Source organism: Nocardia suismassiliense (assembly GCF_900269665.1).
Taxonomy (GTDB): Bacteria; Actinomycetota; Actinomycetes; order Mycobacteriales; family Mycobacteriaceae; genus Nocardia; species Nocardia suismassiliense.
In genome coordinates, this window is sequence record NZ_LT985361.1 from 7,612,372 (window position 1) to 7,625,666 (window position 13,295).

Annotated in this window: 7 protein-coding genes; all 7 read left to right on the plus strand. The window is 68.7% G+C overall.

From position 1 onward, the window contains the following. Positions 1 to 28 precede the first annotated feature (28 nt). The 7 genes from DBO33_RS33990 (at position 29) to DBO33_RS34020 (ending at position 13,244) form a co-directional block, all read left to right on the plus strand. Positions 29 to 1,030 (plus strand): iron chelate uptake ABC transporter family permease subunit, encoded by a 1,002-nt coding sequence (locus DBO33_RS33990; protein WP_267897907.1) that lies wholly within the window; start codon positions 29 to 31, stop codon positions 1,028 to 1,030. Then, on the plus strand, positions 1,027 to 2,073 hold the full coding sequence (locus DBO33_RS33995; RefSeq protein WP_107658692.1) for a FecCD family ABC transporter permease: 1,047 nt from the start codon (positions 1,027 to 1,029) through the stop codon (positions 2,071 to 2,073). The genes DBO33_RS33990 and DBO33_RS33995 overlap by 4 nt, the downstream gene beginning before the upstream one ends. A gap of 10 nt (positions 2,074 to 2,083) precedes the next feature. After that, positions 2,084 to 2,911, plus strand: coding sequence for an ABC transporter ATP-binding protein (locus tag DBO33_RS34000; protein ID WP_107658693.1), 828 nt, complete (start codon positions 2,084 to 2,086; stop codon positions 2,909 to 2,911). Between the two features lie 157 nt (positions 2,912 to 3,068). After that, positions 3,069 to 10,148 carry an amino acid adenylation domain-containing protein gene (locus DBO33_RS34005; RefSeq protein ID WP_107658694.1) on the plus strand — a complete coding sequence of 2,360 codons (7,080 nt, stop codon included), beginning with the start codon at positions 3,069 to 3,071 and terminating at the stop codon, positions 10,146 to 10,148. A 50-nt stretch (positions 10,149 to 10,198) separates the two neighbouring features. Next, positions 10,199 to 11,182: an ABC transporter substrate-binding protein gene (locus tag DBO33_RS34010; RefSeq protein ID WP_234391192.1), complete on the plus strand. Its 984-nt coding sequence runs from the start codon at positions 10,199 to 10,201 to the stop codon at positions 11,180 to 11,182. Next, the gene (gene entS / locus DBO33_RS34015) at positions 11,179 to 12,408 is read left to right on the plus strand and encodes an enterobactin transporter EntS (protein ID WP_107658696.1); all 1,230 of its coding nucleotides are present in this window, start codon (positions 11,179 to 11,181) and stop codon (positions 12,406 to 12,408) included. The genes DBO33_RS34010 and entS overlap by 4 nt, the downstream gene beginning before the upstream one ends. Then, complete coding sequence (locus DBO33_RS34020) at positions 12,405 to 13,244, plus strand: siderophore-interacting protein (RefSeq protein ID WP_325050769.1); 840 nt, start codon at positions 12,405 to 12,407, stop codon at positions 13,242 to 13,244. The genes entS and DBO33_RS34020 overlap by 4 nt, the downstream gene beginning before the upstream one ends. Positions 13,245 to 13,295 lie beyond the last annotated feature (51 nt).

Here is a 13,295-nt window from a genome sequence, read left to right on the forward strand (position 1 = left end):
ATCGTGGAGAAATAACCAGATGGAAGGTATGCGCGCACGGCCTAGGCGCTGGCCGGGGTGGCTGCTGGCGGCTGCCGTACTGATCGCTGCCTGCTTGCTCAGTCTCATGATCGGGACCAAGGCCATTCCGGCAGGGCAGGTATGGGATGCGCTCCGGGGCGCAAGCGAGTCGGCGGACGCGCTGGTCATCACCGAGTACCGGGTGCCGCGCACGCTGCTCGGACTGCTCGCCGGACTCGCGCTCGGCGTGGCCGGCTGCCTCATGCAGGGGCTGACGCGCAATCCGCTGGCCGATCCGGGACTGCTCGGCATCAATGCCGGGGCGGCCTTCGTCATCGCGATAGCGGTCGCTTTTCTGGGCGCCACCGAGATCACGTCGTACGTGTGGTTCGGCTTCATCGGTGCCGCGGTGGCCTCGGTCGTGGTCTACCGGCTGGGCACCGCGGGCAGGCAGGGGACGGATCCGGTCCGGCTGACGCTGGCCGGGGTCGCCACCACGGCCGTGCTGTCCGGCCTCACCAAGGGGTTGATACTGCTGAACCCCAAAGCCTTCGACCATATGCGGAACTGGGATGCCGGAGCGCTGACCGGGCGCGGCTACGACGTGATCACCGGCGCCACGCCGTTCATTCTCATCGGCCTGGTGGCGGCGGTGATCGCCGCGCGCTCGCTCAATGCCGTCGCCCTCGGTGACGACCTCGCCCACGCGCTGGGAGTGCACATCAGGCGGACCCGGCTGCTCACCGTCACGTCGCTGACCCTGTTGTGCGGCACAGCGACTGCCGCGGTGGGGCCGATCACCTTCGTCGGCTTGGCGGTGCCGCATATCGCTCGCTGGATCGTCGGACCCGACCAGCGCTGGGTCATCGCCTACTCCATGCTGCTCGCGCCGATTCTGGTGCTGGGCGCGGATATGCTGGGCCGCGTCCTCGTTCGGCCCGATGAAGTGGCGGCGGGATTGGTGACCGCCTTCCTCGGTGCACCCATCCTGATCTGGCTGGCGCGGCGTACCCGGGTGAGCGAGCAATGACCGCCATCGATTTCGGGCGCTCGGTGCTGGTGGTCCGAACCCGGCGCCTCGCCGTTCGGGTGAGTGTTCGCACCGTGGTGGTGTGCGCGATTCTCGTCACCGCGGCACTGGCCGTGGCCGTATTGTCGCTCGGCACCGGCGATTACCCGATTCCACCGGATCGGGTGCTGCGTGCACTGTTCATCGGGGATCAGCGATTCGACCGACTCGTGGTGTGGGACTGGCGACTTCCGCGCGTGGTGCTGGCCCTGGCGTTGGGCGCGGCCCTCGGGGTGAGCGGCGCGATCCTGCAATCGGTCACCCGGAATCCGCTCGGCAGCCCGGATCTGGTCGGCTTCAACACCGGCGCTTACACCGGTGCGCTCATCGTCATGCTGACGCTGGGCGGCGGCGGATTCCAGACCTCGGCGGGCGCGTTCCTCGGCGGACTGGCTGCCGCCCTCGCCATTCAGCTGCTGGCCTTCCGGCACAATGTCACCGGCTTCCGGCTCATCATCGTGGGCATCGGCGTCAGCGCCATGCTGGCCTCGGTCAATACCTGGCTCATCCTGCGCGCCGATCTCACCGCCGCCATGTCGGCGGCCGCCTGGGGCGCGGGGTCGCTGAGCAGGGCCACCTCGGCGCAGGTCGTGCCCACGCTCACCCTGCTTGCGGTTCTCGGCGTGGCCGCTGTCGCCACCGCGTCCCGCTTGCACATCATGGAATTGGGTGACGATCTGGCGCAGGCGTTCGGCATCCGGGTCGGACGTGACCGCGTGCTACTGATCGTGCTGAGCGTCGCGTTCTGCTCCGTCGCCACGGCCGTCGCCGGCCCGATCGCCTTCCTGGCTTTGGCGGCACCGCAATTGGGCCGCCGCCTGGCGCGCACCGCCTCCACCGCATTGGCTCCCGCCGCTGCCATGGGTGCGCTGCTGCTGGTGACCTGCGACTGGATCTCGCAGCGGATATTCGCACCCACCACGCTGCCCGTCGGCGTCGTCACCGTCTCGGTGGGCGGGGTGTATCTGGCATATGTGCTGATCGCCGAGGCGCGACGGAATTAGGGGAACGACGATGAACGACAAGCACAGCACACAGCAGGATCGGGTCCGCTTGCGGGCCGACCGGGTGCGCCTCGGCTATCGCGGCCGAACCATCAGCGACCAGCTCTCGGTGGACATTCCGGACGGGGCCTTCACGGTGATCATCGGCCCCAATGCCTGCGGAAAGTCCACCTTGCTGCGCGCGCTCGCTCGCTTGCTCACCCCGGACGACGGTGCCGTGCTGCTCGACGGCAAGGCCATCACTGCCTACCCAGCCAAGGAGGTGGCCCGCAGCATCGGTCTGCTCCCACAATCCTCGACCGCCCCGGACGGCATCCGGGTCGCGGATCTGGTTGCGCGCGGCCGTTATCCGCACCAGACCCTGCTCCGCCAGTGGTCGCAGGCGGACGAAGCCGCGGTCACCGCGGCCATGGCGGCCACCGGTGTCACCGACCTGTCGGCCCGCTCGGTGGACGAGCTCTCCGGTGGCCAGCGGCAACGCGTCTGGGTCGCCATGGTGCTGGCGCAGGAGACGCCGATCATTCTGCTCGACGAGCCGACCACCTACCTGGACATCGCGCATCAGATCCAACTGCTGGATCTGTGCCGCTCGCTGAACCGGAACTCCGGCCGGACCGTGGTCGCCGTCCTGCATGACCTGAACCACGCCTTCCGCTACGCCGATCACCTGATTGCGATGCGGGACGGCCGGGTGATCGCCGCCGGTGCGCCGCGCGAGATCGCGACCGCCGAGCTGGTGCAGGAGGTCTTCGCCCTGGGCTGCCGGATCATCGACGACCCGGAAACCGGTGCGCCACTCGTGATTCCGCTGGCGGAGAACGCGGCGGGCGTGAGCTGACGCGGCACCGAGCGGTGACCGTCCAGTGGGGCGGGTCACCTTTTTCTGTTGAAACTTAATTTAGGTTAACCTATCCTCAGTCCTCCCTGCTGGACTCTCATCGAGCCCGGGTGGACCGAGGGAGGGGGCGCAAGACGTAGCTGGTGAAGGAGTTGCCATGGGAGTGGTGGAACGGGACGAGAGCACGGGTCATCCCGGATTGCCGCTCACCGGAGCGCAACTGGGCATCTGGAACGCCCAGCGATTCGATCCGGAATCCGGGCGTTACCTCGTCGGTGAGGTGCTGGAGATCTCCGGCGAGCAGCCCATCGACGTCGATCTGCTGGCGGAGGCCATCCGGCGCACCGTCGCCGAATCCGAGAACATGCGGCTGCGGTTCCGCGAAACCGGCGACGGCCCACGGCAATTCGTGACCGATGCGGCAGCTGAATTGCGGCCGACCATCGACCTGCGGGTAGCCGCCGAGCCATTGGCGCTGGCGCACGAAGCGGTAGCCCTCGAACGCCACCGTGCCGCTGAACACTGCCGCGGTATGGTCGATCGCCAGCTGTACAACTACACACTGATCCGGCTGAGCGACACCGAGGTCTGGTGTGTGCAGCTCTATCACCACCTGATCGTCGATGGTTACAGCGCTGCCCTGCTGTCCCGCCGCGTGGCCGGGCACTACACCTCCATGCGGCGCGGAACCAAGCCGCCGAGACAGACTTTCGGCACCATAGCCGCCCTCGTCGCCGAGGAGCAGGAGTACCGCGCGGGCGCACAGTTCGAACAGGACCGCCAGTTCTGGCGCGACCAGCTGACGCCATGGCCGGACCTGGACGGTCGCGGCCGCCATGTCGGCGGCGCCGTCGAGCACACGATCCGCGGCGAAGGCATCCTCTCCGCCGAGACCCTCGCACTCCTGAAGGAATGCGCCGACAACTACGGCGTCACCTGGGCCGACGTCCTGATCGCTTGCTACACCGCCTATCTCCAGCGCGAGCTCGGCAGCTCCGATGTGGTCCTGTCCATGCTGCTCATGGGCCGAGTGGGCCGCGCCGCCCTGACCACTCCGGCCATGGCCGTGAATGTGCTCCCGCTTCGCCTGCCCGTCCGCGCCGACGACCGCCTCGGCGAGCTCGCCGTGCGAGTAGCCGCCACCCTGCGCGAGGTCCGGGCCCACCAGCGCTACAGCGGCGACGACCTGGCCCGCGACTTCCACGGTTACGGCGCCGGTGAACTGCTGCACGGCGTCGGCATGAACCTCAAAATCTTCGATTTCGCCCTCGACTTCGACGGCTCCCGGGGCGTGCTGCGCAATGTGGCGGGCGGCCCACCCGAAGATCTCGGCCTGGTGGTCACTCCCCTGCCGGACGACACCGTCCTGCTCGGCTTCGAATCCGACGCGCGCACCAACGACGGCGACTCCGTCCGCCGCCGCGTCGACGGCCTGCTGCGGGTCATCGACGCCTTCATCGGCGTGGACAAACCGCCCGTCGGCGCCCTCGAACTGCTCGACCGCGCCGAGCGCGACCGACTGCTGGCCGCACGCTCGGCACCGGCCGACGCCGCGCCCATCGAGCTGGTGCCGAATGCCCTGCACCGCATGGTCACCGAGCACCCCGGCGCAATCGTGCTCGCCGCCGATGGCGTGGAGTGGACCGCCACCGAGTTCATGCACCGGGTCGATCGGCTCGCGCACTACCTGCGCGCCAACGGAATCCGCCCGGATTCGATCGTCGGCGTAGCCCTCCCGCGCTCGGCGGATTTGGTGGTGGCCCTGTTCGCGGTGTGGCGGGCAGGCGGCACTTTCCTGCCCCTCGACCCGGAACACCCGATACCGCGATTGCTCGACATGATCGACGACGCCGCACCGGAATTGGTGTTGAGTACCGGGTCGCTGGCAGCGGACCTCACCCCGGCGAATCGAGTCCGTGTGGTGGATATCGACAGCGCCGAGTATCAGGCCGAGCTGACGGAACATTCCGGCGTGCTGTCGGTAGACGAGTTTGCGGCGCAAGAGCATTCGAAGCGTGGCGCCTATCTGATATACACCTCCGGGTCTACGGGCCGGCCGAAGGGCGTGCTGGTGGACCACGGTGCGCTGGCGCAATTGGTGGCCGCACATCGAGGCGGAATGTACGCCGAAACAGCGGCGCGGGCCGGGGGCCGGGCGCTACGGGTGGCGCATACGACGTCGTTCGCCTTCGACGCGGCGCTGGATCCGTTGCTGTGGATCCTCGACGGGCATTGTATTCGGGTGTACGACAGTCAGATTCGGCGGGATCCCGCCGCGCTCGTCGCGGCGTTCGGGCGGGATCGGATCGATGTGATCGATGGGACGCCCGCCTTTGTCGCCGGGTTGATGGAGCACGGACTCGCGCGTATCGCGCCGCAGCTGCTGGCGCTCGGCGGGGACGCTTGTTCGCCGGAGTTGTGGCAGAGCATTCAGCGAGCGGGGATCACTGCGGTCAATCTGTACGGGCCGAGCGAGTCCACTGTCGATGCCATCGCGGCGTCGGTGCACGGCGAGGTGCCGGCTATCGGGCGGCCGTTGCCCGGGTCGCGGATCTATCTGCTCGACAACGGATTACAGGCTGTCGCGGATGGACGGGTCGGGGAGTTGTACGTGGCCGGGCAACAGCTTGCCCGTGGCTACCTCGGTCGTCCCGATGCGACATCGGATCGGTTCGTCGCCGATCCATACGGTCCGCCGGGGGCGCGGATGTACCGCACCGGTGATCGGGCGCGGTGGATCCCTGGACGCGGCTACCAGTACCTGGGGCGGGTCGACAATCAGGTCAAGATTCGCGGGCACCGCGTCGAGTTGGGCGAGGTCGAGGCGGCGCTGGACGCGCTACCCGAGGTGCGGGCCGCTGCTGCCGACATTCGGGAGATCGCCGGGCGGCCCACCTTGATCGGGTATGTGGTGCCGGCCGGCGCCACTGTGTTGAAGTCCGTCGAATTGCGCTCGCGGCTGGCGGATGTGGTGCCCGACCATCTGGTGCCGTCGCGCCTGGTCGTGCTGGACGCGCTCCCGCACACGGTCAACGGGAAGCTGGATCGGCAGGCCCTGCCCGAACCACCGTCCGATGCGGGTGGGCGGTCACCGGAAACGCCCGCCGAAGCGGCTGTCTGTGCGATCGTCTCGACCGCGCTCGGCCATGACGCGGTCAGCGTCGACGATGACTTCTTCGGTGTCGGTGGCGACAGCATCACCGCCATCAGTGTGAGCAGCAGGTTGCGCGAGCAAGGGTTGCTCCTGTCGCCGCAGGACCTGCTGACTCGGCGTCCACTGGCCGAGCTCGCCGCCACCGCTGCCGCGGCGGCGTCCGGCCCCGAATCCGCCGCTGCCCCTGCGGCGGCGCGCGGTATCTCGATGGCGCTACCGCAGCAGGGCATCGACGAGCTGACGGCGCGGTACGGTCCGGTCGCCGACGTGCTGCCGCTCTCGCCACTGCAGGAAGGGCTGCTGTTCCACGCGCTGCGCGATGGTGACGACGACATCTACACCATGACAGCGCGTTTCGAGCTGGCCGGTGCGGTCGAGCCGGATCAGCTGCGGACGGCCTTCGAGCGGATGCTGGCTCGCCATCCGAATCTGGGTGCGGCGTTCTGCTACCAGCAGTTCGACGAGCCGGTGCAGGTGCTGCCCAGCTCGCCCGAATTGGGTTGGCGTGTCGAGGATCTGCGCACGCTCGCGGCCGAAGAGGTCGACCGGGTCGCCGGCGATCTGGAGCGGCAGGCCGGTGGCGAGCGGTTCGACATCTCCGCACCACCGCTACTGCGGGTCCTGCTGATCCGCATGACCGACACCTCCCAGCGCCTGATCCTGATGGCGCATCACTTGCTTGCCGACGGCTGGTCGGTGCCGATCATGCTGCGTGAGGCGCTTGTGCTGTACCACGGCGACGGCGAAACACTGCCGGTCCCCGGCTATTACGGCGACTATCTGGCTTGGCTCGGGACCCGCGACACCGAAGCGGCGGTGCAACGCTGGCGCGACTATCTCACCGGGTTGCCCGCACCGTCTCTGGTCGGCATCGTCGGACAGCGCTCGCACGCCGTGGGTCTGCGGGTTCCGCTGCCCGACGACTTCGGCGCCACCCTGGAGAAGGTGAGCAGGCACTTCGGGCTCACCATGAACACCCTGCTGCAAGGCGCCTGGTCGATGGTGCTGGCCGACCATCTCGGCCGCACCGACGTCGTCTTCGGCACGGTCGTCTCCGGCCGTCCGGCGGAGCTGGCGAACGTCGAGACCACGGTCGGGTTGTTCAGCAATACGGTTCCCGTTCGGCTGCACCTGGATTCGCGGCGCTCCTTGCCGGATCAGCTCACCGACTTCCAGCGGACCTCGTTCGAGATGCAGACCCAGGGCTACCTCGGTCTGGCCACCGTCGAACGGGCCGTCGGTCTCGGCCGCTTGTTCGACAGCCTGGTCGTCTTCGAGAACTTCCCGAAATCCGGTCTGCGACAGCCGGAACACCATCAGCTGCGGGTGGCCGATGTCGCCGTGCACAGCCTCACCCACTACCCGATCGTGGTGACCGCGCGGCCCAATGAAACGTTCGACCTACTGCTGCACCATGATCCGGCGGCAGTGCCGGAGGCGGTCGCCACCCAGCTCACGGACCGGCTCGGCGCGGTGCTCACCGCGCTGACCGCCGATCCCGAGGCCACCGTTGCGGCGGTCATCGAGACGGCTCGCCCGCGGCAAACCCACGGCGAAACCCTCGCAACCTGGGGCACGACGGCGATCGATCCCGCCGCGTCCGCTGTCACCGCCGAGGGCGTCACGGTCGACTACGCCGACTTCCATGCCCGGGTGAACCGCCTGGCTCGCTGGCTGATTTCACGGGCTATCGGCCCCGAAACAGTGGTCGCGGTAGCCATGCATCGCTGCCTCGACTCGGTGGTCGCCGCCCACGCGATCATGCGTTCCGGCGGCGTCTACCTGCCGATCGATCCGGAACAGCCGGCACAACGGATCGACAACATTCTCGAAACCGCTACTCCGGCATTGGTTCTCAGCACCTCGGCCGATGATTTCGCTACCGGCCGAGCCCAGGTCGTCGCCGTCGACCAGCTGGATACCACCGGATTCGCCGACATCGAGATCGCCGATGCCGAGCGGGTTTCCCCACTGCGTCCCGCGAACGCCGCCTACCTGCTGTTCACCTCCGGCTCCACCGGCGTCCCGAAGGGCGTCACGGTCGCCCACGAGTCGATCGTCAACACCTTCGAATGGCTGCAGCGCCAACAGCATTTCGGCCCGGCCGACACCGTCCTCTACCGCACCCCGCCCACCTTCGACGCCTCCCTGCTGGAACTGTTCCTCCCCCTGCTGGTCGGCGCCCGCATCGTCGCGACCCGGCCCGATGGCCACAAGGACCCGTACTACCAGGCGCAGCTGATGCGCGACGAGCGGGTGACCACCGTCCAGATGACGACCTCCATGCTCACCGTGCTGGCCGAGGAGACCGACCTCACCGGCAGCCGGCTGCGCTGCGTCATCACCGGCGGCGAAGCCCTCCCGCCCGCCACCGCGCACCGCGTCCGCGCCGACACCGGCGCACAGGTCAACAACCTCTACGGCCCCACCGAGGCCGCCGTGTGCATCACCTACCACGAGACCACCGACGCCGACACCCTGTCCGTCCCCATCGGCCGCGCCGCGAGCCGAGCAGGCGTCCGCGTCTTGGACGAGCGGCTACGCCCGGTCCCGGCCGGAACGGTCGGCGAGTTGTATCTCACCGGTGTGCAATTGGCCCGCGGCTACTTCGCCCGCCCGGACCTCACGGCAGGCGCGTTCATCGCCGACCCGTACGGCCACGGCGACCGGATGTACCGGACCGGCGACCTGGTGAAGTGGACCCCCGCCGGTGAACTCGAGTACGTCGGCCGCGGCGACAGCCAGGTGAAACTGCGCGGCCAGCGGATCGAACTCGGCGATATCGAGTCGGCACTGCTCACCTGCGCGGGTGTGGCCCAGGCCGTCGTGCTGCTGCGGGAGGACACCCCGGGCGATCAGCGCCTGGTCGCCTATCTCATCGCCCGGTCCGGGGTCGAACTCGACACCGAGGCGGTGCGCGAACAGCTGCGTACGGCGTTGCCCGCCTACATGATTCCGGCCGCCCTGCTGGTGCTGGACCATATTCCACGCACCGCCAGCGAGAAGATCGACCGCAAGGCGCTGCCGGCGCCGGATTACGCCGCACCCGAGCAGGTGGCAACGACGACCGTCGTCCGCGAAACGGGTCAACTCGACGTCGTGCGCGACGCGGGTCAACTCGACGTCGTGCGCGAGGCCATGGCCGCAGTGCTCTCAGTTCCCGAGATCGCCGCGGACGACGACTTCTTCGCCGCGGGCGGCCACTCGCTCTCGGCCGTGCGCTTGATCGGACGGCTCGGTCGTGCGGGCATCGCGGCGGTGCTCGACGATGTGTTCGCCGCACCCACCCCGCGCGCGCTCGCGGCGCGCCTCGGCACAGCCGCGTCGGGCGCGTCGCCGTCGGTCGATGGACTCGCGATGCTGGGCCGCCGCCTCGATCACGTGCTGGAACTGCGCACCGGCGGCTCGGCCGCACCGCTGTTCTGCGTCCACCCGGTGGGCGGCACCGCATGGCAGTTCGGTCCGCTGGCCCGGCTGCTGCGCGCCGACCGGCCGATCGTGGGTCTGCAGCTACCGGTCTTGAGCGACAACGATTTCCACGCCCGCACGCTCGACGATCTCGCGAGGCACTACCTGGCCACCATCCGCCGCATCCAGCCGCGGGGTCCGTATAGTCTGCTCGGCTACTCACTGGGCGGCAATATCGTGCATGCACTGGCCGCGGCCATGGCGGCCGAGGGCGACGAGCTCGCCTACGTGGGTCTGGTCGATTCGCATCCGCTGAGCGATCTCACCGACCGGGCCGTTCGCAGCCTCACCGACCCCGCCGAGCTGGACCGGCTGCTGCCCGAAATTCCCGAGGACCAGCCGGAGCTCGCGGCGGCCATCCGCGCGGCCGCGACGGCGCTGCTCCGCATGGTCACCGAGTCCGAATCACCGCGCTACGGCGGCCCGATGGCCCTGTACTCCGCCGACACCGGCACCGAACCCGGACGCGCCGAGGCCCAGCTGACCGGGTGGCGAGCCGCCGGCGCCCAGCTGGTGGTCCGGCGACTCCCCTACTCGCACTTCGACATCGTGTCCCCCAAGGGCTGGACCGAGGTCGCGGCGCTGCTCGACGTGGATCCGGCGATTCGCGCATGACCTCTCCCCCGACAAGACAGAAAGAACACCCATCCATGTCACTTCACCGAATGACGGCACGCGTTCGTGCCGCCGCCGCTCTGCTCATCCTCGCGCTGGTCGCGGTGCTGGCGGGCTGCGGCAACTCCGCCTCCGACGAGGCGAGCAAGTCCGGCACCCGCCAGGTGGAAACCGCGAAGGGCGTCGTCACCGTGCCCGCCGATCCGCAGCGGATCGTAGTCGTGAACGGCGCGCTCGCCGGCTACCTCTACGACCTCGGCGCGAAGGTGAAGGCCGCGGATCCGCGCGCTCTGGGCGTCACGCTCAAGCCCGGTGAGTTCCCCCCGGCCTGGGCCGCGGACGCCAAGCAACAGGGCACCGAGGCGGTGCCGTCCGGCGACAGCATGAACCTGGAGTTCATCGCCGCCCAGCAGCCGGATCTGATCATCGGTGGCGGACCGGGCTACCCGGGCCAGCAGTCGATCAACGACTACGACAAGCTCACCGCTATCGCCCCGACCGCGCTGGTGCCGTCCAACATCACCAACTGGCAGGACCAGTTGAAGTCGGTGGCCGACATCGTGAACCAGTCCGCGAAGGTGGACAAGCTGATCACCGCGTACAACGACAAGGTCGCGAAGGTGAAGGCCGGTATCAAGGTGCCGCAGGGCGCCACCGCGGTGATGCAGTCCCGCAAGGACAACAAGCCCACCCTGGTCGCCCCCAACACCCCGCTGGCCGCACTGCTGTCCTCGGTCGGCATCACCATGGACGACCAGGTCGAGGCGAAGGCAGGCAACCCGCCCCGGCCCGCGGCCGGCGACTGGGTGAGCTTCAGCCCCGAACTGCTGAGCACCGTCGTCGACGCACCGGTGCTGTTCGTGGTCACCCTCGACGGCGGCCGCAACATCGCCCAGCTGAAGGAAGACCCGATGCTGGCCCAACTGCCTGCGTTCCGGGCAGGCCAGGTCTACGAACTGCCGACCACCAGCCAGCGTCCGGATTACCGCAGCGCCATGTCCACCCTCGACCTGCTGGCGGAGCGCTTCAAGTGACACCCCTCGGCGGCCTGCTGATCGATACCTCGCCCCTGCGCGCCAGCCGGGAATTCCGCAACGCCTTCGCGGCCCGGCTGATCTCGGTGCTCGGTATCGGGCTGCTCATGGTGGCCCTGCCCGTGCAGGTCTACCAGGCCACCGGATCGACCCTGCAGGTCGCCGGCGTCACCACGGTCACCGCGATCGCCCTGTTCGCCGGGAGTCTGGCGGGCGGGGTGATCGCGGACCGGTTCGACCGGCGCGACGTCATCCAATGGTCGCGCAGCGCGGCCGGTCTCGGGTTTCTCGTGCTCGGTGTGAACGCGCTGCTGCCGCATCCGTCACTGGCCGTCGTCTACGCCGCGGGCGTGGTCGACGGCCTGGCCGGCGGGGTCAGCGGATCGGCGCTCATGGCGCTCGTCCCCATGCTGGTGGGACGGGACAAGGTGGCGGCCGCCGGTGCGCTGACCTCGCTCACCACCGATCTGGGCACCATGATCGCCCCGGCCATCGCCGGCTTGCTGATCGCGAAAACCGGGGTGGCGCTGCCGTTCTTCCTCTGTGCGGGCGCTACCGCGGCCACCGTGGGACTCATCCGGTCCATCGGGCCGCAGCCGCCGCCCGTGCGAGAGATCGCGCATCCGCTGCGTGAACTGGCCGTCGGCATCACGTTCGCGGCCCGGCACAAGGTCATTCGTGCGGCCCTGCTGACCGGCACCATCGCCATGATGGTGAGCGGTCCGCTGGTCTTGCTGCCCGCGTTGGCCGACGACGAACTCGGTGTGGGGGAGACCGCTCTCGGCCTGCTCTATGCCGCACCCGGTGCCGGCGCGGTACTCGGCTCGCTCACCAGCGGGTGGATCGGCCGCAATCGCCGTCCGGGCCTCGCACTGCTGATCTCCTTGGCGCTCATGCCGATCGGAGTCATCGTCGCCGGCCTCGCACCGCACGCCGCGCTCGTATTCCTCGGCCTGGCCGGGTTCGGTATGGCCCGTGCGCTGAACATGGTGCTGCGCTACGCGATTCTGCAGCGGGACGCCCCCGAAGAGCTGCGCGGCCGCATCTCGGGCCTGCTCATGGTGCAGTCCGTCACCGGTGCCGCCGTCGGCTCCATGGTGGCTGGAGTCGTCGGCCAATTCTTCACGCCTGGAACCGCTCTCGTGGTCTACGGGCTATCCGTATTGGTACTCGCCGCGGTGACGTCGCTGGCCGCCGCGCCGCTGTTGAGAAAGGAGAAGCCATGATGGATCGTGCCGCCTACGCCGAACGCATCGTCGAGGTGCTGTCGAGTGAGCACGGGGCAAAAGTCGGATATCCGATCGGATTGTGCGATGTGGAGGTGATCCGCACCGAACAGGTCGGCGCCGGCCTGCTGCGCATCACCTTCGGCGGCGAGGATTTGGCCGGATTCCACAGCTACGTGCCGGATGAGCATGTGCGGCTGATCTTTCCGGACGAGCAGGGTGTGCTGCTGCTGCCCCGCCGGGACGGACTCTCCCTGGAGTGGGGCTCACCGCGACCGGTATCGCGCGAATACACAGTGCGCCGCTTCAGCGCCGAGGACCGCGAACTCGATATCGACTTCGCCATTCACCCCGGCGGTCTCGCCTCGGAGTGGGCGTTGCAGGTTCAGCCGGGCACCAGGATTCACATCGCGGGCCCGCCCGGCGGTGAAGTAGTGCCGAAGACCTACGACAAGTATCTGTTCGCCGGTGACATCACCGCCCTGCCCGCCATCGCTCGCTGGCTGGAATGGTTGCCGCGCACCGCATCCGGGTGGGCGGTCATCGAGGTGCGCGGATCCGAGGAGGAGATTCCCCTCGATCCGCCCGCCGCTGTCGACGTGCGCTGGGTGCATCGCGGCGATGCCGCACCCGGCACCGGGGACGCCTTCGAAAAGGCCGTCCGCAGTATCGAAGTTCCTACCGGAGAACGGGTTTACGCGTGGCTGGCCGGCGAGTCGGGCGTATTGAAACCCCTGCGCCGCTGGGTGCGCAACGACCTCGGCATCGCGAAGAAGGACTACCTGATCGCCGGGTACTGGAAACGCGGCATCGCCGACTACGACCGAGACGAATGAGGAATGTGGTCCGCGTCCGAGGGCAGGACCGCCGGCCCCGCGCAAACCAGC

Bases quoted from the DNA above. Each gene is read 5' to 3' on its own strand.
- DBO33_RS33990 (WP_267897907.1), top strand. From the start codon at position 29: ATGCGCGCACGGCCTAGGCGCTGGCCGGGGTGGCTGCTGGCGGCTGCC.
- DBO33_RS33995 (WP_107658692.1), top strand. From the start codon at position 1,027: ATGACCGCCATCGATTTCGGGCGCTCGGTGCTGGTGGTCCGAACCCGG.
- DBO33_RS34000 (WP_107658693.1), top strand. From the start codon at position 2,084: ATGAACGACAAGCACAGCACACAGCAGGATCGGGTCCGCTTGCGGGCC.
- DBO33_RS34005 (WP_107658694.1), top strand. From the start codon at position 3,069: ATGGGAGTGGTGGAACGGGACGAGAGCACGGGTCATCCCGGATTGCCG.
- DBO33_RS34010 (WP_234391192.1), top strand. From the start codon at position 10,199: ATGACGGCACGCGTTCGTGCCGCCGCCGCTCTGCTCATCCTCGCGCTG.
- DBO33_RS34020 (WP_325050769.1), top strand. From the start codon at position 12,405: ATGATGGATCGTGCCGCCTACGCCGAACGCATCGTCGAGGTGCTGTCG.